A 22,525-nucleotide genomic window follows, 5' to 3' on the forward strand; every position below is an offset into this window, starting at 1 on the left:
CATGCCATTAGACCGGGGGCGGCGTGGTTTTCTTACGGCCGCCGCCCTACAGTACGCCGCCAACCGGCCGATAGGTACCGGACGAGAATGGGTTTCCCAGCGACAGGAGGCAGGGAAAGGTGGCGTACGACCTGGTAGAGCGACGCGTCTTCGTGTCCGACCTTGAAATCGGCATGTTCGTGAGTCGCCTCGATTGCGATTGGTCGGACACGCCCTTTCCATTGCAGGGGGTGCCCATCACCTCCCGCGAGGATATCGAAAGCCTTGCGCGCTTCTGCAAGTACGTGTTCGTCGACACCCAGCGCCACGTCACCGTGCAGCGCGTGGCGGCCCCGCCGCCACCCGGCGGTGGCGCGCGCCCCGCACGCCCGGCGGCGAACAACCGACTCGTCACCCAGCATGCCTACACCGACACGGCGACCTTCGACGACGAGATGCCGCGGGCCCGCGAGGCCTTCGATACCGTCTCGCGCTTCGCCGAGCAGCTGGTGGCCGATATCCACGCCGGGCGGGCCATCGACCCGGGCGCCGTCGAGGACGCCGTGAAGCCCATGGTGGCCAGCGTGCTGCGCAGCGGCGATGCCTTCTTCTGGATCGAAAGCCTGCGCCGCCACGACAGCTATACGTTCCAGCATGCGGTGGGTTGCAGCACCCTGGCCGCCGCGTTCGGCCGGCACATGGGCTTCAATGGCGATGCCATCGTCAGCCTCGCGGCCGGCGGCCTGCTGATGGACATCGGCAAGGCCCAACTTCCCGCCGAGATGCTCGAGCGCCAGGGCCCACTGGAAGATGGCGAGTGGGCCCTGGCGAAGCACCACGTGGAGGAGGGCATGGCCATCCTCGATGCCTCGCAGGTCGAGGACCCGGAGGTGCGGGACATGGTCCTGACCCACCACGAACGGTTCGATGGCACCGGTTACCCCGAGGGGCTGGCGGGCACCGCCATCCCGCTCGCGGGCCGCATGGCCGCCATCATCGATACCTACCACGCCATGTGCACGCCGCGCCCCTACCGCCCGGCGGTGTCGCAGCACTTCGCCTTGCGCCAGCTCTACCAGGGCCGCGACCGTGAATACCAGGGCGAGCTGGTGGAGCAGTTCCAGGCGTGCCTCGGCGTTTACCCCACCGGCTCGCTGGTGGAGCTCAACACGGGTGAAGTGGCCGTCGTGATGGTGCAGAACCAGTCGCGGCGCCTGCAGCCGCGCGTGGCGATCCTCACCAACGCCGAAAAAGAACAGCTCGACGACTTCCGCATCGTCGACCTCATGCGCCAGTCCGAGGGCGTGCACCGCGAGATCCAGCGCACGCTGGCGGCCGGCAGCCATGGCATCGACCCCGCCGAGTTCTTCCTGTCATGAGCGACCGCGCCCACCTGCTTCCCGCCGTCCAGGGGCGGCTGGACCGCGCACGCCCCGACGCGGGCCTGTGCGCGCTGCTGGTGGTGCGCCTGCGCGGCATGCGCGAGGCCCAGCTGCGCTTTGGCTACGAGTTCGGCGATGAGGTGATGCTCGCCGCGCGCGAACGCATCGTCTCGGTGCTTCGCCACGTCGATACGGTTTACCTTTCGGGCGACGATAGCTTCGTCGTCGTGCTGCCCACCATCCGCAACCGCACCCATGCGCTGCTGGCCGCCACGCGCATCGTGGGCGCGTTCGATGACGCCCCGCTGGCGCACGGCGACCGCAACTGGCATGGCCGCGTGGTCGTCGGCGTGGCGCTGTGCCCCGAACATGGCACGGACGCCGAGCTGCTGTACCGCCGCGCCGAGCTGGCCCACGACGAGGCCGTGCGCATCGGCGAGCCGTTCGCCATCTACCAGCCGGAAATCACGCCGGTGGAGATCCTCTACACCGAGCTGCGCGAGGATATCGCCGCGAACAAGCTCGACGTGATGTTCCAGCCGCTCTACGACCTGCGCAAGGGCGAGATCGTCAGCGTGGAATCGCTGGCGCGCTGGCATACCGCCGCCTACGGCAACGTGCCGCCGTCCGATTTCGTGCCCTTCGCCGAGCGCAGCGACCTCATCGTGCCGCTGACGCGCTGGAGCCTCAACGCATCGCTGCGCCACGCGGCGGCGCTACACCGGGGTGGTTGCCCCCTCGACGTGGCCATCAACCTCTCGCCGCGCGTGTTCGCCGAACAGGGCTTCGCCGAACAGTTGCTGGGTGCGCTTGAAATCTGGGGCGTGCCCGCCGAGGCCACCATCGTCGAGATCACCGAAACCGCGTTGCTTACCGACCTCGACATGAGCGTGCGCGTGCTGCGCCGCCTGCGCGACCGGGGCGTGCGCGTGGCCATCGATGACTTCGGCACGGGTTACGCCTCGTTCGCGTACCTGCGCCACTTCCCGGCCACCGAGCTGAAGATCGACAAGAGTTTCGTCGATGCGATGCTCACCGATCCGCGCACCGAGCAGGTGGTGCGCGCCATGGTCGAAGTGGCGCACCGCCTCGACCTGGAATGCGTGGCCGAAGGCGTGGAGAACGAAGAGACCCTGCTGCGCCTGGTGGCGATGGACTGCGACATCGTGCAGGGCTACCACATCGGCCGCCCCATGCACGCCGAAACGTTCGTCGCCGAACGCCTCGCCGCCGCCGCGATGGTGTGAGCCATGCAGGCGCGCCCTGTGGGAGTGCCCTGTGGGAGCACGCTTGCGCGCGATAGCTCCTAGCGCGATAACCCAACATAACGCAGGTGCAATGCCCGCACCTGCCCATCGAGGCTTGCCTCGTCCCCCTCATTCACGACCACATCATCCGCAATAGCCAACCGGGCCTCCCGCGATGCCTGCGCGGCGATCATCTTCTGCGCCAGCGCCTCATCGATGCCATCACGCCGGACCAGCCGCGCGACGCGCACGTCTTCGGCCGCATCGACGACAAGGATGCGATCGACCCACGCGTAGTGCGCACGGTTTTCCACCAGCAATGGAATGGAAAGGATGCAGTAAGGCCCCGTGTCCGCGGCGGCCGCGTCGCGCAGCCAGGTGCGGATGCGCGGATGGAGGATGCCTTCGAGCGTGGTGCGCGCCCCCGGGTCGTCGAACACGCGCTGGCGCATCGCCGCGCGGTCGAGGCGCCCTTCGCCATCCAGCGCGGTGGCGCCGAACACCCGCACCACCTCGGCCAGGGCCTCCGACCCCGGTTCGACCACGGCGCGCGCGGCGGCATCGGCATCGTACGCCCGCACGCCGAGGGCCTCGAAGCGCCGCTCGACGGCGCTCTTGCCCGAGGCGATGCCCCCGGTGAGGGCGACGACGTAGTGGGTCACTGCACGCCCGTGAGACGCAGGTAGGCGCCAAGGATATCGTTGCCGGCCACCAGCCAGACCCAGCCGGCCGCCGCGATGTAGGGGCCAAACGGGATGGGCACGTCGCGCTGGTGCTTGAAGAACAGCATGAGCGAGCCACCGACGATGGCGCCGATGAGCGACGACAACATGATGATGGGGAGGAGGGCCACCGGGCCCATCCACGCACCCAGCGCGGCCAGCAGTTTGAAATCGCCGTAGCCCATGCCCTCCTTGCCCGTGAGCAGGCGAAACGCCTGGTAGACGCTCCACAGGCTGAGGTAGCCGATAAGCGCGGCGAGGATGGCGGCCGCGGGCGACACGGGCAGCGGCTGCCACGCGGGGAGCAGCGACAGCCCCAGGCCGATCCACAGCAGCGGGTAGTTCAGTTCATCGGGCAGCAGCTGGGTGCGCGCGTCGATGCCCGACAGGGCAACGAGGAACCACGTGAGTACCAGCGCCGCCAGGGCGCCAGGCGTGGGCCCGAACCGCCACACGATGGCCGCGCTGGCGAGCCCGGTGAGCAATTCCACCAAGGGGTACTGGATCGAGATGGGCTCGCCGCAATAGCGGCAGCGGCCGCGCAGCATCAGCCAGCCCAGCACCGGGATGTTGTCGCGCGCGGCAAGCCTGTGCTTGCACCTGGGGCAGTGCGAGCCCTCGACCACGATGCCCGGCGGGCGCGGCTCGTCGGCCTCCGGCAGCTCGAGCACCTCGCGCGCCTGCCGGCGCCAGTCGGCCTGCATGCGCGCGGGCACGCGCAGGATCACCACGTTGAGGAAGCTGCCGACCAGGAGGCCGAGGGCGGCGGCGAGGGCGGTCCAGGCAGCGAGGGGCAGGTCGGGCATGGCGTGTCCGTGGTCCAGAAAAAAAGCCCCCTGCCGCGGGGCAGGGGGCTCTCATTGTGCCTTGCGTGGCGGACGGTTGCTTAGACCGTGCCAGCGAGCTTGAAGATGGGCAGGTAGAGCGAGATGACCATGCCGCCGACGAGGACACCGAGGATCACCATGATGAACGGCTCGAGCAGGCTGCTGAGCGTATCCACCGCGGTATTCACCTCTTCCTCGTAGAACTCCGCCACCTTGAACAGCATGTGGTCGAGCGAGCCGGATTCCTCGCCGATGGCCACCATCTGCACCACCATGTTGGGGAACAGGTTCACCTGGCGCATCGACAGCTGGAGCTGGTGGCCCACCGAGATGTCATCGCGCATCTGCATCACGGCCTCGCCATACACCACGCTGCCGGTGGCGCCGGAGACCGCGTCCAGGGCTTCCACGAGCGGTACACCGGCGTGGAACGTGACGCCCAGGGTGCGGGCGAAGCGGGCGATGGCCGATTTGTGGAGCAGGTCGCCGATGACCGGGATGCGCAGCGAGAAGCGGTCGAGGAAATGGGCGAATTTCTGCGAGCGTTTCTTGGCGAAGATGAGCGCGAACACCGAGCCGATGATGATGCCGATGACGACCCACCAATATGACTGCATGAACTTGGAGGCGGCCACGACGAACTGCGTGGGCGCAGGCAGCTCCGCCTTGGCCTCGGCAAAGGTCTGCTCGAACACCGGCACCACGAAGAGCAGCAGGATCATCGAGACCAGGAGCGCCACCACGAGCACCATGATGGGGTAGAACAAGGCCTTCTTGATCTTGGCCTTGATGCTCTCCATGCGCTCTTTGTAGGTGGCCACGGTATCGAGCACGGTATCGAGCACGCCCGCGGATTCACCGGCGTGCACCAGGTTGCGGTACAGCTCGTCGAATTGCACGGGATACAGCGCCAGGGCCTCGTGGAGTGCCGAACCGCCTTCGATGCTGGTCTTCACGTTGACCAGCATGTCCTTGAACTTGGGGTTCTTCTGGCCGTTGGCGATGATATCGAAGGCCTGCACCATGGGAACGCCGGACGCCATCATGGTGGCGATCTGGCGGCTGAAGATGGCAACGTCCTTGGGTTTCACCGTTTTGCCGGACGAGCCAAACAGCGGCTTCGCCCGCTCGCGCACCTGCTGGGGGTTCATGCCCTGGCGGCGCAGCTCGGCCTTGACCAGCGAAGCGTTCTTCGCCTGCATGTCGCCCTTCATGCGCTTGCCACGCTTGTCGAGGGCGGTCCAGTCGTAGGTGGTGAGCTTGTTGACATCGGCGCGCGCGGTGCCCACGGCGCGCGCGTTCTTGGTGGCGTTGGCAATGGCCATGACGCGTGTTTCCCCCCGGATGGTTTTACGCTTTTATTCTAGTGTGAAGCTTTGGTGAGCGGCTTTCTGCCGCCTGGCGCACAGGAACGGTATCAGTCCTTGGTGACGCGGTTGATCTCCGCCAGGCTGGTGACGCCATTTTTGACCTTGAGCAGGGCCGAGGCACGCAGGTCGTTGATGCCGGCCTTGCGGGCCACCTCGGCGATCTGCAGGGCGTTGCCGCCCTCGAGCACGATCTTCTGGATGTCCTCGACCATCGGCATGACCTGGTAGATGCCCACGCGGCCCTTGTAACCCTCGTTGCAGCCATCGCAGCCGACCGCCTCGTAAATGGTCATGCCCGCGTCGATTTCATCCTGGGTATAGCCCTCGGCGAGGAGGGCAGCGGCGGGAAGGCTGATCTGGCGCTTGCAGTCGTGCAGGCGGCGGGCCAGGCGCTGGGCGATGATGAGCGTCACCGACGACGTGATGTTGTAGGGCGCGATGCCCATGTTCATCAGGCGCGAGATGGTCTGCGGCGCGTCGTTGGTGTGCAGCGTGGAGAGCACCATGTGGCCCGTCTGGGCCGCCTTGACGGCGATCTCGGCGGTTTCCAGGTCGCGGATTTCGCCGACCATGATGACGTCCGGATCCTGGCGCAGGAACGAGCGCAGCGCGGCGGCGAAGGTCATGCCGCGCTTGGTGTTCTGCTGCACCTGGTTGATGCCCTCGACGCGGATTTCGACCGGGTCTTCCACCGTGGAGATATTGCGCCCCTCCACGTTCAGGATGTTGAGGGCCGTGTACAGCGACACTGTCTTGCCCGAGCCCGTGGGGCCGGTGACCAGCACCATTCCGTAGGGCTTCTCGATGGCATCGAGGTAAAGCTGTTTCTGGACATCCTCGTAACCCAGCTTGTCGATGCCGAGCTTGGCGGACGAGCCATCGAGGATGCGCAGCACGATCTTCTCGCCAAACAGGGTGGGCAGCGTGCTGACGCGGAAGTCGATGGCGCGGGTCTTGGTGAGGTTGAGCTTGATGCGGCCGTCCTGCGGCACGCGGCGCTCGGCGATATCCAGGCCGCTCATGACCTTCAGGCGCGAGGCGATGCGGGTGCCCAGCTTTATCGGCGCGCTGGCCACGATGCGCAGGATGCCATCCATGCGCAAGCGGACGCGATAGACGGTTTCGAACGGCTCGAAGTGGATATCCGAGGCGCCGCGCTTGATCGCGTCCACGAGGATTTTGTTAACGAACTTGACGATGGGGGCATCGTCGTTCGCATTGGCGTCGATGCCCGTGGCGACATCGCCGTCGTCACCACCCACGTCCAGGGCCAGCTCATCCAGCGACGAATCATCGAAGGCCGGCACGGTGGCATTGAGCGCCGACAGCGCCGAATCGATGATGCGGCGCAGCTGGCCGCGCTCGACCAGCACAGGCTCCACCATGTGGTTGGAATGGAACTTGATCTCGTCCAGCGCGTGCGACTGCATCGGGTCGGCGATGCCGACGAACAGGCGCTTGCCGCGCTTGAACAGCGGCAGCGCCTGGTGCTTGGTGATGAGGGCCTCGGTGACCAGCTCGAGCGGCATGTTGCCCGGCACCATGCTGCCGATATCCATCAGCGGCATGCCAAATTCCGCCGAGGCCACCTGCGACAGCTTGCTGCTGTCGACCAGGTGGTGGTCAACCAGCCACGCGGAGAGCGAGCTGCGCTTGTCGGCGGCATCCTGGACGGCCTTGCGGACCTCTGCCTCGCCCAGGACACCCTCGGTGACGAGCCGCCTGGCCATGCCGGTCAGGCCCGCTAGCGTGGGCTGGTGCATCTGAGTTGCCATGGTCAGTCTGATCCCCGGTATATGGTGCTGAATCTACTCCAGAATGTGGTATCGGTCACGTCGGAATCGTGAAAACTGCGATTCGGCCGGGCTGGCATGCCCCGGATGTGGCCAATGTCTTATGATGCGTCGGCCAACGGGGACAAACCTTGAGTCGTATCAGCATCATCCTGCCCGCCAAGAACGAGGCGGCCGCCCTAAAAGACCTTCTGCCACGCCTCACCGCCGCCCAGCCGGGGGCCGAGATCATCGTGGTCGACGATGGGTCGACCGACGATACCCGGGCCACCTGCGATGCGGCGGGTGTCCAGTGCCTGTCGTCCCCGTATTCCATGGGCAATGGCGCGGCGATCAAGCGCGGTGCCCGCGCCGCCACGGGCGAGATCCTCGTTTTCATGGATGGCGATGGCCAGCACGACCCGGCCGACATCGCGCGCCTCCTCGCGCGCCTCGACCAGGGGTTCGACATGGTGGTCGGCGCCCGCGACTGGGAAAGCCAGGCGGGCGTGGGCCGCGGGGTCGCCAATACGGTCTACAACTGGCTGGCCAGCAAGATGACAGGCCAGAAGGTGGCCGACCTCACTTCAGGCTTCCGCGTGGCTCGGGCCAGCCGCTTCCGCGAGTTCCTGCACCTGCTGCCCAATGGGTTCTCGTACCCCACGACCAGCACCATGGCGTTTTTCCGTAGCGCCTATGGCGTAGCCTATGAACCCATCAAGGCCGCCGAGCGGGTAGGGAAGAGCCACATCAAGCCGGTCAAGGATGGGGTGCGCTTCCTGCTCATCATCTTCAAGATCGCCACGCTGTATTCGCCGCTCAAGCTGTTTTTCCCAGCCAGCGCATTATTCTTCATGCTTGGCTGCGCGAACTACGCGCGCACGTTCTTCCTTGAAGGGCGGCTCACGAATGGCAGCGCGCTGATGTGGAGTGCCGCCGTCATCGTCTTCCTGATTGGCCTGGTATCCGAGCAGATCACGGCGCTGACCTACCGGCCCGTCGACGGGCGTGAGCAACCATGACCCATTTCACGCCGCAGGAAGAACGCGAACTTGAGACGATTCGGTCATTTTACGACAGGGAGTACTACGGCAAGGAGCAGGGCATTGGGTCGCTGCCCTGGCACTGCCGGGTGGCCGCCTCCGACCTCGCAAACGTACGTGGCGGTGACGTCCTGGACGTGGCGTGCGGAACGGGCGCGTGGCTGGGCCACTTCCTGCGCATGGGTGCCAAGAGCATCAGTGGCATCGACCTCTCGGCTAAAGCCATTGAAGCCGCGCAGCGTACGTATCCGCTAGGCAATCTGCGGGTAGGTGCAGCGGAGATACTCCCCTTCGATGACGCCACTTTCGATGTCGTGACCTGCATGGGTTCGCTGGAGCACTTTCTCGACAAGCCGGCGGCCCTGAGGGAGATGATGCGCGTGGCGAAGCCAGGCGCGGAATTCCTTTTGCTCGTGCCGAACGCGGGTTTCCTCACGCGGCGGTTGCGGTTGTATGGGGGAACGCACCAGGTCAAGGTGAAAGAGGATGTACTGTCGCTCAATGCCTGGGCCGAGCTGTTTAGCTCCGTCGGCCTCGATGTAACTCATCGGCGACGCGACCTGCACCCGCTGGGTATCGGCTGGATCACCCATGCGCGCTGGTACACATGGCCTGCGAGGGCGATGCAGGCCCTGCTTCTTGCATGTTGGCCTATCAAGTGGCAGTACCAGGTCTATCACTATGCGACCCGTCGGCAAAGCATGGATCAAGCGACGCGCGGCCGATGAACCGGTCGTCGTTGCTCATGGTGACGCGGAACCTGCCTCCGTTGCGTGGCGGGATGGAGCGCCTCAACGATGAGATGGTTGCTACGCTGTCATCCACGTTCGATGTCACGGTGATCGCGCCCAAGGGTACGGATCCCGGTTCCGGCTGGCACCCGTCGACCCGCCTGCTCACAAGCCCGCTGGGCGGTGTTGGCGGGTTCCTGGCCTGGGCCTTTTTCGCGGCCACCTGGTGTGCTTTCCGGCGTAGGCCGCGATGGGTCGTCGGCGGTAGCGGGCTGGTTGCGCCGATCGTGTGCATGGCCGGCCTGTGGGCATCGGCGACCGCACTTTACCTACACGGGCTAGACATCATCGTAGACCACGCGCTGTACCGGCGCGTGTGGTTGCCCTGCATTCGCCGGGTAACGCTGGTCCTTTCAAACAGCCGGAACACGGCGTCGCTCGCCCAGGACGCAGGCATCGCACGGAGCCGCATCCGCATTATCAATCCCGGCACGAGCCTACCGGCACATGCCAAAGGCGATGGGTCATTCCGTCGGGCACATGGCTTGGGCGACGGCCCGCTGTTGCTCTCTGTAGGGCGTCTGACACGTCGCAAGGGCTTGACTGCGTTCGTTCAGGATGTGCTTCCCGCCTTGGTGGCGAGGCATCCCGGTATGCGCCTTGCGGTGGTCGGTGGTGATGCTGTCGATGCCCTAGTGGGCGGCACGGGCCACGTAGAAGCGCTGCGCGCCGCGGTGTCGACGGCCGGCCTCGGTGCGCACGTCGCCATAGTTGGCCCGGTGGATGAAGCCAGCTTGGCGGCGGCCTATCGCGACGCCGATGTGCATGTGTTCCCTGTCGTGGCGGTGCCAGGCGACGTGGAGGGTTTCGGCATGGTCGCCATTGAAGCCGCCGCCCATGGCTTGCCGACTGTCGCGTATGCCGTGGGCGGCGTGCCTGACGCAGTCGCTCAGGGCGAGTCGGGGATCCTGGTGGCGGCGGGCAACGCATCGCTGTTCGCCGCGGCCCTGGACGATGTCATCCGGCGCGGGCGCGCCGGCTATGCCGAAGGTTGTCTGCGCTTCGCGTCCGGTTTTGGCTGGCCACGTTTCGGCGCGCAAATGACACAGGCATTGGCGGCTTCCACCTCGCGAGCGGCGGCAGAGCCATGAGCGAGGCGACGCTTTGGCGCGGCGGCGCGCTCGCGCGTGTCGACGCATGCCCTGCGTGCGGCGCGCGGGCTCGCGTGCTTCACGCCTCGGGAGTATTCGATCATCTCGACCCGGCCGACGCTGATCGATGGCAGGTGTGGCGGTGCGCGGGCTGCAAAAGCCTCTATCCAGATCCAAGGCCGTCCGACGAGTCACTCGCGGCCGCTTACGCGCGCTACTACACGCACCTAGCGCACCCGGAATCGACTGGGCGGAGCGTATCCACGGACCGTGCAGCCCCTTACGTGAACGACTATCTGAACCGTCGCTTCGGCGGCCATCGCGCGCCCGCCGCGTGGCCGGGCCATGCCCTGTTGACGCTCATCGAGCCGTGGCGCCTGCAGCTGGACTATTTCGGCGCCCATCTTTTCCTGAAAGGCGAGGGCAATAACCGCCGTGTGCTCGACGTGGGTTGCGGAAATGGCCTCTTCCTCCGCCGGGCCGAATCACTGGGCTGGCAAGCGACCGGCCTGGATCCCGATCCATCCGCTGTCCAGGCGGCGCGGTCACAAGGCCTGGATGTTCATCAGGGATTCGTGGATAGCGATGCGGTACCGATCGCTCCTTTGTTCGATGTGATCATCTTCCGTCACAGCATCGAGCATGTGACGAACATCCATGCCAACCTTTGTTGCGCACTGCGGCGCCTCAGGCCCGGCGGCATGGTCTGGCTTGCGTGGCCAAACCCGACCGGACCAGGTGCGCGGTATTTCCGCGAATCGTGGCGCGGTCTGGAAGTGCCGCGGCACCTTTGCATCCCCAGCGGTATGGCCATGGCGCGCATGTTGAGCGACGCAGGTTTCGAGCGTGCCGCGCTGCGCCGCCGCGGGCGCCATGCACGCGAGATCGTGCGAGAAAGCGCGTCGATCGCCGTTGCGCACGGTGACGCGATCAACCGAAAGCGCGCCCGTCGTGCCGGCTGGATCCGCCGCTGGTCGAATTTCCTGGCGACGATCGTGCCGGGCGGCGGCGAGGAATTGGTGATGGTCGCGTTTGCACCGATGCATCGCCGAAAGGAAGTTGCGCGATGACGGGCACGCCCGCGGCGCGACTCAATATCTGGCTGCCCGCCATCCGCGCTGGCAGTGGCGCGGACGTCTTTACCCAGCGGTTGGCGGACGGGCTCGGCCGGGCGGGGCACCAGGCGACCATCCGGTGGTTCCCGCATCACTGGGAGTTCGCCAGCTGGATGTTGCGGGGGGTACGGCTGCCGGACGGCATCGATGTCATCCACGCATCCACGTCGCTCGGCCATGCCTTCGCGCTCCGTGGCGTGCCGCTTGTCGCGACCGAGCACCAGTACCTGCGCCATCCTGAATTCATCCCGTGGCGGAGCCGTGCCCAGGCGATCTACCAGACCTGCGTGACGGGCCCCGCGGGCGATGCATCCATTCGTCGGGCCGACGCACTCACCACCGTGAGCGAGCATGCGGCCGCCGCAATCTTTGTGGCCACCGGGCGGCGCGCGGCGGTCATCCACAATTGGGTCGACACGGATATCTTCTCGCCATCGCCAGCGGGGGACTCTCGGCGCGCCGGTCCCTTGCGCCTGCTTTTCGTGGGCAACCCTTCAAGGTGGAAGGGCGTTGACATCATCCCCGAGCTGGCGAAGCGGTTGGGACCTGGATTCGAAATCCATTGCATGGGTGGCCTTCGCAAGCCGTTCCCCTCCGCATTCGCCACGATACCGGGCGTCAAGGTGTTGCCAAGTCTCCCCATGGCCGCGATGCCGGGCCTCTACCGACAGTACGATGTTGCGCTAGTGCCCACGCGCTACGAGGCGTTTGGCTATGTCGCACTTGAGGCCATGGCGTGCGGTATACCGGTGGCAGGTTTCAATACCACCGGCACGGCTGAAGTTTGCGCGGACGGCGAAACGGGTTTGCTGGTCCCCCGGAACGACGTGCCGGCCCTGGCCGATGCGATCCGCCGGCTCGGCGATTCCGGATTGCGGCAGGCCATGGGCCATTCGGCGCGCGCGCGCGCGGTGGCGCTGTTTAGCGAACCGCGAAACATACAGGCTTATGTCAGCGTGTATCGCGACGTCATGCGAGGCACGTCCCGTGGCCGGCACTGAGGTCGTGGCGGTCGTCGCGATCGTGCTCAACTTTCGCGATGCGGAGCGCACGCAGCGCTGCATCGCATCCGCCCTGCGCGAAGGCGTGGTAGGCGCGGTGGTCTGGGATAACTCGGCCGACGGTGCCGTTTCCGCGGCGCGGCTGCGCCCAGGCTTGGGCCCTCGCGTTGAACTGGTGGTAAGTGAAGCAAATCTCGGTTTCGGCGCGGGTGTCAACGCGGCCCTTGCCACCATGCAGTCACGCTGGCCCGGCGCGGCGGCTTTGCTTTTGAACAATGACGCAGTCCTGCGCCCGGGTGCCCTCGATTGCATGCTAGCGCGGCACCGCGGCGACACCGTGGTCGTGCCGGGCATTGACCATGCGGGGCATGTCGTCCACATGCGCCACATGCATCGATGGTTCGGTTCGCAGTCGGATCGGCCCGGCCCGGGCACCTTTGCGTTCCCCAGTGGTGCGTGCCTCTTGCTTCCCCCTGCGCTTTCCGTAGCGCCCCTCTTCGACGAAGCCTTCTTCATGTACGGCGAGGATGTCGACCTCGGCTGGCGTCTGCTGCGTTCGCCGGATTGGCGCGTCCAGCCGACGGGCAGTGTACTCGTTGACCACGAGGTCGCCGCAAGCAGCGGTGCGCGCACGCTATTCTACGAAACGCATTTGGCGGCGTCGCACTGGCTCCTCGCTAAGCGGCTGGCGACGAGCCCGCTGGAGCGCATGGGTATCAAAGCGTGCCGTGCCCTCTACCTGTTGGCGCGCGCCGCTTGGCGATCATTGCGCTATCGAAGTGTGGCGCCCTGGCAAGGACTGTGGGCGGGGTACCGGCTCGCCGTCAGGCAGGATCGTGCGATGGCATCGCAGGCCGCTGGTCGCCGCCCGTAAGCGCCGTAAGCCGGCGATGCGCCTGCATGACAATCGCCCACCCCGTCGCCGCCATTACTGCTTCGGCGCCCGCGAGCCCGAGTGCCATGCCACGGGCAGCCGCAACATGTGCGCCGATGCCTAGCAGCATGACCAGCACGGCGATGCCGGCGAGCTCAAACGCCATGCGATGCATGGGTTTGCCAAGGGCGACGAGGACTGTGCCGGCGGCCAGGCGCAATGCCATGAACGGGGCCGCTGCGCATACCCAGGGCATGACCGACGCGGCTTCGTCGAAGCGAGGGCCCAAAAAATGAGGTAGCAAGGGCGCACACACGGCCAGGGCTACGGCGCTAACCACACCCCACGCCGCACTGGCCAGGGCGATGGTACGGATGAGACGGGTGCCACGCACCGCCGGATTGGCGCCGTGACGAAACAGCGACTGCTGCGCAGCAAGCAGCATCCCCATAACCGGCGTGATGACAGCGTTCAAGACACGCGCCGTGGCCGAGTAGATGCCTGCGGCATGGTCACCGAGCAACCGTATCGCCAGGACTTTATCGAGCTCGGAAGGGTTCGCCGCCACGACGTTCATCGCGGCATACGTCGCGCCACTGGTCAATTCCCCTCGCGTCGGCAGGCGGGGGCGCCAGGGCGTGTGCGTCGTGCCCCAGGTCACGGCGATGCCTGTCGCCAGGCCCACGGCGCCGCCGACCGCCTGTAGCAGCACAAAGACGCCGAGCGAGGCATCGACGATCCCCATGTAACAACCTAGGGTCACGATGAGGCGCACACCCAACGGCAGCCATTGCACCACCTGGCCCCTTGCCGCGCGGTGCTGGGCTTGCAGCGCCGCGTTGCAAATCATCAATAGGGGCGCGACCAAGAGCTCGGTGGCGCCAATGGTGAAGATCGCTGCGGCTGAAAGCGCGTTGCCGCCGATGTGGGTCGCAACAAGCGGGAAGAGGATGCATAGCAAGAAACCCAGGAGCAAGGCCAGTGGCCAGGCATAGCGGACCACGTCCGCTCCCGTCCCGGGCTCACGGGCTTCGCGCGCCATTAGGACGAAACCAGCACCGAGGCTGGGAATGAGCGACGCGACGACCGCCAGTGATGCCACCGCGGTGTACTGGCCGTAGATCGCGGGCCCCATCCAGCGCGTGAGCAGCACCAGATTCGCAGCTTGGGTGACTAGCCGCACAACAAGCATCGCCGTGGTCTGCATGCTACTGCGGGCGAGGGGGCCGGGCATCAGGGCGTGATCTGGCGACGCAGCTCGTCTAGCGAATCATCAAGCGACCCACCAACGTTCATGCGGGCTAGTGTCGTGAGCTCGGTCCGCGCGTCATCCATGCGCCCCTGCGCCACGAGCATGCGGATGACTGTTATTCGATAGACCGGCTCGCGCGGCGCACCCTGCATGGCTGCGATGCTCATCCGCAAGCCCAGGTCGCGATCGTGTAGCGTGCTCCAGGCAAAATCGCCGTACATCGATAGCAGGCGGGCGCTGGGCGCGGGGTGCGAGAGGGCGGCAAGGTACGCGGCCGTCATGCGGTCAGGGGGGAGGTCGCACAGCCCGCGCTGCATGCAATCGTTCAGGGCGCCCAGCGAGCTTTCATCCTGTACCGTGACACTGTTCGCCGAGAGCTTGTGCGTCATCGAGGCCCACCACGCGTCCTCGACCGGCCGGTGCAGCCGGGCGTTCAGGAAGACCAGCGCCTGCTCGGGCAGGATCGAGGAGCCGTTGAGGCGCATCGCCAGTTCGAGCGGTGCATACGCCCGCGAAGTGAAGGGTGATGCCGGGTCGTACTTTGAAAGAATGATGTAGGTGCGGCCGAGTTCGTACTGAGCGCGTGGCGAATCCGGAGCGCGCGCGGCCAGTTCCTGCGCGAGGGAAAGCGGGTTGTCCCACGCGCGGGCCGTGGTGTAGAGCAGTATCGTCGACTGCGCGACGAGCAGGGCCAGCAGCACGTACCGCACGAGTGGGCCCGGCAGGGTTCCCCGGGATGCAGCGAGGACGGGGATCACCGCCAGCAAGAGACCCATGCTGGCGAAGTAGTTTCTGTGCTCGTACACCAGCTCCAGCGGGAGAATCGTCCCAGTGAGTAACTGCGCGCTGCCGAAGAAGAGCAGCCCGAGCGTCACCAGGGGGAAGCGATGCCTCGCTACCCATGCCGCGTACGCGCCCGCAACGATGGCGAGTGCGCCTGCCAGCGTGGTCCACGGGGAAAGCAGCCCGGTGGAGACCGTCCAGTTGTCGTGGTAGAACGACAGCGCGTCTTGCAACGGCAGGAGGGTCCATGCCGCGTACGCAGGCACCACGCGCAACTCGGTGAGCAGTCGCGTACCCATGGTGAAGTTACGCGTGGCCCACCCAGCGGGTGCCAGCAAGCCAGGCAGCAACCAGCAAAGCCCGGCCACCGCAGGTAGGAGGAGGAAAATGGCATACGCGGCGAAGAGCCTGTGGTCGCGTGTCGGTGCCGCCGCGTTCTTCCGCAGCGAACGGAAATGGAAGAGGGTGGCTTCGGTAGCCAGGGCGTACACCGGAAGCATGGCGGCCATCTCCTTCGCGAGCAGGCCGATGCATGTGCATGCGATGACGCCGGCCGCCGCATATAGCGGCCACCTTGGCGACGGCGATACCTGCATGCGCTCGCGCGCGTGGACGTAGGCGAGCAGACCCAGCAGCACCAGCAGGTTCGCGATGCTCTCCATGCGCTGTACCACGTACAGGACGCTGGTGAGGTTGATGGGCAGGAGCAGCCACGTGCCCGCCAGCAGGGCGGCGACCCACCACTGACGGTCGTTAGGGTCGCCTTGCGTCGCGAATCGCAGGAGGCGGCGCGCCAGCAGGAAAACCACTAAGCCATTCAGGACATGAATCACCACATTCGTGGCCTTCATCGGGCCGGGGTCGTCACCCGTGGCGAGGAAGTTCACCGCAAACGTGAGCGAAGCGAGTGGCCGCTTGAATTCGCTCGATGGCGATGACAGCGCGCTACGCACGAGGCTGGGTAGGGTGGCGTCGGCGGGTTTCAAGCCAGCGTTGTCGACGATGTTTGGGTAGTCGTCGAAAATGAAACCACCACGTAGTCCCGTGCCATAGATGGCCATCGCCAGCACCGCCAGGCAGGCGAAAAGCAGCCATGCCTTGATGTTTTGGAACCGCGCTGGCGTCATGGGGTATCGAACCTGGTAAGGAGGCGGAGCTAACAGGGAGTATCCCAGATGCCGCCTTATTGGCGAAGCGTGCCCTGGCGGGGTGCGTGCGCCCGGTCGTTTTCGAGGGTCGTTCGGAGGTGGCGAACCTCGCTCGCCCAGTAGGCCTGGTGCGCGAGCACTTTCGCATGGATCCATGCCATGCCATCGGTCCAGCGGGGCTCGTCGGGCCCGGGTAGTTGCGCGAGCAGGTCAAGGTGGGCAAGGGCAAGGTCGGGCCGGCCGGCGGCGCCCAGGTTCGCTGCCTGACTCAACGCGGTCGCCGGGTTCGGCTGGGCGGCCAATGCGTCGTCGAACCACCGTGCCGCGGTGGCTGCATCGCCACCGCTTAGCGCGAGCTGGCCGCGCAGGTGGTCGATGTCCTGGCGTCGGCCATCCACGCCGTGCAGCACGGGGTTGCCAGACGCCGCATCGAGCAGCATGGCGACATCGGCAGGCGCAAAGCCCGTGCAATGGCCCGCGCGAGCCGTAGTGATCGCGCCCTCGAACCAGTTCAACAGCATGCTGCCGGGGTCGCTCCGTGCGTTGGCGAGGGCGCTGCGCGCGTGGCCAAGTTCGCTGGCGGGCAGCCTGCCGTTCTTGCACTGCACATCGATCATCACCAGCGCGACCTGGGGTTCTTCGGCGAATCGCGCAGTGGCGGCGGCCATCACCGACATGGCTACGACGTGGTGGCCTTCGGCTTCGGCCATCTGTGCCGCATACACCTGTGATCGCGGCGATGCCGGGTTCGTAGCGGCCCAGGCCATGGCTTGTCGATAAGGATCACCCCAAAGTTGCGTATTCTGGCGGGTGAGTAGGCCGCTGACGGCGACGATGGCGAGCGCGGCGACGATCGCCCCGCCGCGGCGCTGGATGCCTGCGACCGCCAGCGCAAGTGGCCAGAACATCAGCATCGCCGGAAGGTAGTTGCGGTGGTCGAAGTACAACTCAAGTGGAATCGACGTCGACTCCATCGCGTGCCCCGCGAAAAAGAACACGATGGCCAATGCGAGAGCGGGAAAGCGTCGTCGCACTGTGGCCGCGAGCGCCAGCAGGCCCACGCAACCGGCGATCGCGGGAAGCGTGTACCAGGGGGAGAAGAGGTTTCGCGCGGCGGGGACGCCGTCATGCAGCACGCTGGTGTCGGTCGGCACCACGAGCCACAGCTGCCCCAGGTATCGCCAGAGGATGGCGGGCTCAGTGATGAGGCGCTGGCTTATGCTCCAGCCGCGAAACGGCAGCACGCCTTGCCCAAGCGCGTCGAGGGCGAGCCACGCAAGCCCGCCGACGAGAGCGACCGCCGGGCCGCCAAGGATGGCCGCGAGGCGGCGGCGGAATCGGCCATCATGTGGTGGCGGAAGCGCCCACTCGCAGGCCAGCACCAGCAACGGGATGACCGCGCCATTCGCTTTGCAAAGCACGGCGAGCAAGGTGCAGCCGCCAGTGCCGACCACGATCCATGCCACCGCTGCGGTGGGTTGCAAGGCCGATCGTGCGCGGAGCCAACAGAGCCCCGCCAGCAGCATGAACGTGGCTGGCAGCATGGCTTCGCGCTGCACGACGTACAGCACGGTGGAAACCATTAGGGGGCTCAGCAGCCACGTGGCGGCGGCCAGCAAGGCAGCGTTCGTGGCGTGGCGCCCAGCGAAGCCCATCGCTCGGCCAAGCGCCGCGAGGAACCCCGCAAGGAGGACCCCATTGAGCAGGTGGAGCAGAAGGTTGGTGCGCTTGAACGGATAGGGCGATGCCGGCCAGTCGGTGGCATCGAGCAGGAAGCTAAGCGTGGCTAGGGGGCGCCCGGTGGGGTCGGCCTTGCCCGAGGTGGCATAACGCAGTGCGGAGGCCATGTCGTGGACCGGGCCACCCGCACCCAGGGCGGGGAGGTTGCCGAAGTCATCGAATACGAACGTACCGTCCAGGCCTGGCGCGTAGGCGAGCCACGTGGCCAACACGATGAGCGCCAGGAGCGCGCGCGCCATGAGGCGGCGAGCCGCGGTGGGGAGCGGTGGTGCCATGGTTTTTCCGCAAAAGAAAAGGGCCGAAGCCGGCCCTTTTCGATGCTACGCGTGCGAGACGCTGATTAGCGGCAAGCGGTCGGCAGGTAAGCGGGCGGAACGTTCGTGCCGGTGCCCTTGCAGGTCCAGGAGATCGAACCACCATTGTCTACGGCCGAAAGAGCAACGGTGTCGTTGGCGATCTTCGTATTGGCCTGGTTGCCGTAAGTGGCAGTGATCTTGCCAGCGGTCGTGGCAACGCCCGACACGTACTTGCCGCCGGTCGAGGCCGCCGTGTTCGGCAGGCCCGCCGACTTGTTGTCGCCCGGCCAGATGCCCTTGTTCGTGTAGTACTCGGCCACGGCGGTCTTGAAGCCGTCAGCGAGGTTCATGCCTTCCGAAACCTGCGTACGGATGATGTAGTTCTGGTACTGCGGGATGGCGATGGCAGCCAGGATCGCGATGATGGCGACGACGATCATCAGTTCGATGAGCGTGAAGCCCTTCTGGACGTTCTTCATGGGTATTCCTCGTTATTGGGTGTAGCTAACCGAAAAAGTGATGCCCCCTGAGCCCTAGCACCTCCCCTTGACTTGCAAGGGCAGGAATACACTCCCTCACTTGCTTTGGTCAGGAACGACCAGGAAGCTCGTCGTAAAGCTTGCATCTAGCGTGCCATGCTCTCGCGACCGGCGTATTTGCTCATATTTACCGGCAAGGGAATTGTGCACGGGATCACGCTAGACGATCAACAAGAAAAATTCGCGGATTCAGTCAATTGCGGCAACTTTTGAAGTGACGCTTAGGGTCATTACCTGACGTTTTGCGTCACTTCCGGCAGACGGTCGGAAGGTAGCGATTGGCGAGCGTCGATGAACAAGACCAGCCGATGCTGCCCGTGTTGTCGACGGGTGAGAGGGTCATTGTCGTAGGGCGAATCACCGCGCTCGCCTGCGGAGTCTGGTAGGCGACCGTCACCTTGCCGGTGGTTTCGATCTTCACGGACGAAACGTATTTTCCCGCGATCGACGTGGTCGATGGCAGGCCGGCAGACTGGTTCGACTTGGGAAAGTAACCGGTGTTATGGCGAAACTCCCAGATCGCCGCCTTAGCGCCTTCGGCCACCATGAGGCCCTCGCTCGCCTGCGTGCGCACTACGTAATCCTGGTACTGCGGGATCGCGATGGCCGCAAGGATGGCGATGATCGCGACGACGATCATGAGTTCGACCAGGGTGAAGCCGGCCTCGCGGTACCGGTGGGACGAGCGCATAAGCTGATTTCCTCGTGGGTTGCGCTCTTGTGAAGGCACGGTTCGTGCCATCGCTAAGGGGCCCGGCAGGGGCCCGCCGATAATGTGATTGGCTTCACTCCGGCGACGCCGTTGAGCGCCGACGTATCGCCCGTGCGGCCATCCACGCCGCAAAGCCGGCCAGGGCGAATTCGGCACCGCGAAACGGTATCGAGTAGCGGGGATCGGCCTGTAGCACGCTGTAGACCAGCGTGACCCAGGCCGCCGTGACGGCGAAAACCAGCATCGGGACTGATGTTGTCTTTTTCCACAGGCAAAGCCCCACGCCCAAGAGGGCGAGCGCTGCCAGCAGGCCGTTGGTGATAAAGGCGATGGCGTCGACGGCACGCCACGCGGGCTGGGTGATGAAGGGGGAAAAGCGGGTGGGATAGATATACATGCCGCCCGCACCGAGCCCGATCTGCCAGCCCCAGAGTAGTGCGGGCTTACTGAGGTACCAGGCGGCGTACGTGCCAGGCGCCCGGCCCATGCGGGCGGCCAGTTGGCGCAGGCCCGCCACGGGGTCATCGTGCAGCAGGTCGATCTCGGCATTGATGACGCTGGCCGCCTGCACGCCCCTGGGGTCGTGCCGCGTGTAAAGCTGGGTAACGATGTGATAGCTCGGCCATGACCCCTGCACGAGATTCACCTCGGCACGGTACGACGACGTCATCACGGCCGGCACCTGGCTGTTGCGAACACCCCAGGCTGCCAATGGCAACAGGGTGGCAATCACCAGGCCTGCCAGCAGATGCCGGGGCATGGCCTTCTTCAGCGCGAGGACAAGCACGAGAAAAATGACCAGCGGTGCCAGCACCGCGTTGGTCAGGCTGGCGGCGGCCAGGGCCACGCCGGCGCCGATGCTGAACGGAAGCGACCGCCTGTCGGCCGCTTCGCGCAGCAACAGCGCGCTTAGCGCCCAGGTAAATGTCGTCACGTTCTCCGATAGGACATAGGACGGCATGGCCACCGAGTGCGGCCAGCATGCCGCTAGCAACGCGATGCCCGCTAGCAGCCAGTTCGGCACCTTGCCGCGTAACGCGAGCACGATGCAGGCCACTGAGAGGGCGCCGAGCACGGCCTGGCTCAGCAGCACCGCCGCATACCATTCATCGTATGAGCTCGTCAGCGCCATGAAAGCCGCGATGTAGGCTGGGTAGCCAGGGTCGCGGAACGTATCGGGCACGGCGCGCGGATCGTCCATGTACGACGACGAAAAGACATGGTGTTGGAAAAGATTCCATGCGTACCGGTAGTACTCGGCGGCACCGCCGAATTCGCTGTGGTCGCGAAGCGGCTGGTACACCTGTGCGTGGACGACGTAGTACCAGCGCAACGCCAGCGCGAGTGCCGTGGCCAGGCAGGTGATCGCCACCTCGATGCGCACGCGGCGACTCGGCGTGTAGATGGCTTCTGCGTCACGCATACTGGGTTTCCGGTCGGGAGATGAGGCGGCGCAACCCGTCCAGCGCGACGGCGGCAAGGACGAATTCCGCGCCGCGGAACGGAATGGCATACCGCGGCTCGGATTGGAGGACGCCGTAAACAAGCGTAACCCATGCCACGGTCGTGGCCACGACAATGAGTGGCGCCGGTGCGTCGCGGCGTGCAAGCACGAAGCCAAGCCCACCCAGGGCAAGCACGGCCAGTACGGGATTCAACACGAACGCGATGGCTTCGGTGGCCCTGAAGACAGGCTGCTTTTCATAGGGCGAACCCCGCGTCGGATAAACGTAGATGCCGCCCTGGCCGATGCGGATATCCCAACCCCATAGCAGGCCGGGCTTCGACACGTACCACCCTGCGTACATCCACGGGTGTGCGCCCATGCGGTCGCCGATGATTCGCAACCCATCCCGCGCGGCGGCGTGCACCGCCTCGATTTCCGAGTCGATCGCGGCGAGCACGCGGTCGGCGTCGGCATCGCCGTAGGCATGGCGCCGGTAGGCCTCGTGGTAAAGCGGCCAGCTGCCCTGGACGAAGTTCTGCGTGGCCCTGTAGGCGGAGGTGCCGTCCGCGGCGAGGTCGGCCTGCCTGGCACCCCATGCGGCGATGGGGGCCAGTGCCGCGGCAAGCATGATCGCAAGCGGCTGCCAGGCCATCGCATGCCGCCAGCGAAGGAGGGCGGCGACCGGCACGATGAGTGGAGCGAGGACGGCGTTGGTCAGCCCGGCGCAAGCGAAAAGCAGGCCCGCGAGGATGCAGCGCAACGCAGAGGGCTGTCGGGCGGCGAGCTGCGTAGCCAGCAAGGCGGCGGCCCATGTGGCGGCGGTGAGGTTCTCGGAGAGGACATAGGCCGACATGGCCACGGTATGCGGCCATGCCGCCGCCAGGAATAGGGCGATAGCCAGCGCCCACGATGGCACGGCACGCCGCAGGGCGAGTCCAAGGCATGCCACCGTGATGCCCCAGAGCACGCCCTGGCTAAGTAACACAGCGGCATACCAGGTGCTGAAGGCGGGAAATACCACCATCCATGCGGCGAGGAACAGCGGGTATCCGGGATCACGGTAGCTATCGGGGAGGGGGGCGCCGGCGCCCGGTAGCGTGATGGCGAATGTGCCGTGGTGCACGAGGTTCCAGGCGTAGCGGAAGTAGTCGACCGCATCCCCACGCACCTCAGGGTCGTCGAGCGGTTGCAGCACCTGCGCATGGACGACGACGTACCAGCGCAGCGCCACGGCGAGGAGGGCGGCCGCCACGATGGTGAGCATGGGAAGCCTCGCCCTTTCATTGCGCACCATGGACGTGTGCACCGGTGGCGCGCCGTGGATTTCTCGCATAATCGCCCGCTTGTCGCGCCCTATCGCCCAGGCACCTAGCATACGGCATCGCTTGCGTTGG

General features: G+C 65.9%; 19 protein-coding genes. 8 read left to right on the top strand and 11 right to left on the bottom strand.

Annotated features, from left to right (window positions below; genetic code table 11):
- Positions 1–152 precede the first annotated feature (152 nt).
- A complete protein-coding gene (locus VI08_RS14320) occupies positions 153–1,358 on the top strand; it encodes an HD-GYP domain-containing protein (protein ID WP_269745848.1) in 1,206 nt (401 codons plus the stop codon).
- On the top strand, positions 1,355–2,608 hold the full coding sequence (locus tag VI08_RS14325; protein WP_045830280.1) for a putative bifunctional diguanylate cyclase/phosphodiesterase: 1,254 nt from the start codon (positions 1,355–1,357) through the stop codon (positions 2,606–2,608). Before VI08_RS14320 ends, VI08_RS14325 begins: the two co-directional genes overlap by 4 nt.
- Positions 2,609–2,667: 59 nt before the next feature.
- Here the strand turns inward: VI08_RS14325 and coaE are convergent, their stop codons facing one another.
- The 4 genes from coaE to pilB form a co-directional block, all read right to left on the bottom strand.
- A complete protein-coding gene (gene coaE / locus VI08_RS14330) occupies positions 2,668–3,270 on the bottom strand; it encodes a dephospho-CoA kinase (protein ID WP_045830281.1) in 603 nt (200 codons plus the stop codon).
- Complete coding sequence (locus VI08_RS14335) at positions 3,267–4,136, bottom strand: prepilin peptidase (protein WP_045830282.1); 870 nt, start codon at positions 4,134–4,136, stop codon at positions 3,267–3,269. The genes coaE and VI08_RS14335 overlap by 4 nt, the downstream gene beginning before the upstream one ends.
- Positions 4,137–4,216: 80 nt before the next feature.
- The gene (locus VI08_RS14340; protein ID WP_045830283.1) at positions 4,217–5,482 is read right to left on the bottom strand and encodes a type II secretion system F family protein; all 1,266 of its coding nucleotides are present in this window, start codon (positions 5,480–5,482) and stop codon (positions 4,217–4,219) included.
- A 92-nt stretch (positions 5,483–5,574) separates the two neighbouring features.
- A complete protein-coding gene (pilB, locus tag VI08_RS14345) occupies positions 5,575–7,302 on the bottom strand; it encodes a type IV-A pilus assembly ATPase PilB (RefSeq protein WP_045830284.1) in 1,728 nt (575 codons plus the stop codon).
- Between the two features lie 149 nt (positions 7,303–7,451).
- Between pilB and VI08_RS14350 the strand changes: the two genes are divergently transcribed.
- The 6 genes from VI08_RS14350 to VI08_RS14375 all read left to right on the top strand — a co-directional run bounded on the left by VI08_RS14350 (position 7,452) and on the right by VI08_RS14375 (position 13,214).
- Positions 7,452–8,321, top strand: a complete 870-nt coding sequence (locus tag VI08_RS14350) for a glycosyltransferase family 2 protein (RefSeq protein WP_045830285.1) — start codon at positions 7,452–7,454, stop codon at positions 8,319–8,321.
- Entirely contained in the window at positions 8,318–9,070 is a 753-nt protein-coding gene (locus tag VI08_RS14355) for a class I SAM-dependent methyltransferase (RefSeq protein ID WP_045830286.1), read from the top strand. The genes VI08_RS14350 and VI08_RS14355 overlap by 4 nt, the downstream gene beginning before the upstream one ends.
- Positions 9,067–10,224: a glycosyltransferase family 4 protein gene (locus VI08_RS14360; protein WP_045830287.1), complete on the top strand. Its 1,158-nt coding sequence runs from the start codon at positions 9,067–9,069 to the stop codon at positions 10,222–10,224. The genes VI08_RS14355 and VI08_RS14360 overlap by 4 nt, the downstream gene beginning before the upstream one ends.
- 284 nt (positions 10,225–10,508) lie before the next feature.
- Complete coding sequence (locus VI08_RS14365; protein WP_045830288.1) at positions 10,509–11,294, top strand: class I SAM-dependent methyltransferase; 786 nt, start codon at positions 10,509–10,511, stop codon at positions 11,292–11,294.
- Positions 11,291–12,340, top strand: a complete 1,050-nt coding sequence (locus VI08_RS14370) for a glycosyltransferase family 4 protein (protein ID WP_045830289.1) — start codon at positions 11,291–11,293, stop codon at positions 12,338–12,340. The genes VI08_RS14365 and VI08_RS14370 overlap by 4 nt, the downstream gene beginning before the upstream one ends.
- Positions 12,327–13,214 (top strand): glycosyltransferase family 2 protein, encoded by an 888-nt coding sequence (locus VI08_RS14375; RefSeq protein WP_045830290.1) that lies wholly within the window; start codon positions 12,327–12,329, stop codon positions 13,212–13,214. The genes VI08_RS14370 and VI08_RS14375 overlap by 14 nt, the downstream gene beginning before the upstream one ends.
- Here VI08_RS14375 and VI08_RS14380 read toward each other — a convergent pair.
- The 7 genes from VI08_RS14380 to VI08_RS14410 form a co-directional block, all read right to left on the bottom strand.
- Entirely contained in the window at positions 13,165–14,421 is a 1,257-nt protein-coding gene (locus VI08_RS14380; RefSeq protein WP_198148959.1) for a lipopolysaccharide biosynthesis protein, read from the bottom strand. The genes VI08_RS14375 and VI08_RS14380 overlap by 50 nt on opposite strands.
- 26 nt (positions 14,422–14,447) lie before the next feature.
- Positions 14,448–16,376, bottom strand: coding sequence for a hypothetical protein (locus VI08_RS14385; RefSeq protein WP_045830292.1), 1,929 nt, complete (start codon positions 16,374–16,376; stop codon positions 14,448–14,450).
- Between the two features lie 56 nt (positions 16,377–16,432).
- Positions 16,433–18,412, bottom strand: a complete 1,980-nt coding sequence (locus VI08_RS14390; protein ID WP_045830293.1) for a hypothetical protein — start codon at positions 18,410–18,412, stop codon at positions 16,433–16,435.
- A gap of 65 nt (positions 18,413–18,477) precedes the next feature.
- Complete coding sequence (locus VI08_RS14395) at positions 18,478–18,912, bottom strand: pilin (RefSeq protein WP_045830294.1); 435 nt, start codon at positions 18,910–18,912, stop codon at positions 18,478–18,480.
- Positions 18,913–19,219: 307 nt separating this feature from the next.
- Positions 19,220–19,663: a pilin gene (locus VI08_RS14400; protein ID WP_045830295.1), complete on the bottom strand. Its 444-nt coding sequence runs from the start codon at positions 19,661–19,663 to the stop codon at positions 19,220–19,222.
- A 94-nt stretch (positions 19,664–19,757) separates the two neighbouring features.
- Positions 19,758–21,068, bottom strand: coding sequence for a hypothetical protein (locus VI08_RS14405; protein WP_157006799.1), 1,311 nt, complete (start codon positions 21,066–21,068; stop codon positions 19,758–19,760).
- A 31-nt stretch (positions 21,069–21,099) separates the two neighbouring features.
- Positions 21,100–22,395 (bottom strand): hypothetical protein, encoded by a 1,296-nt coding sequence (locus VI08_RS14410; RefSeq protein WP_045830297.1) that lies wholly within the window; start codon positions 22,393–22,395, stop codon positions 21,100–21,102.
- Positions 22,396–22,525 lie beyond the last annotated feature (130 nt).

The organism is Luteibacter yeojuensis (assembly GCF_000964085.1).
In the GTDB taxonomy this organism is placed as follows: Bacteria; Pseudomonadota; Gammaproteobacteria; order Xanthomonadales; family Rhodanobacteraceae; genus Luteibacter; species Luteibacter yeojuensis_A.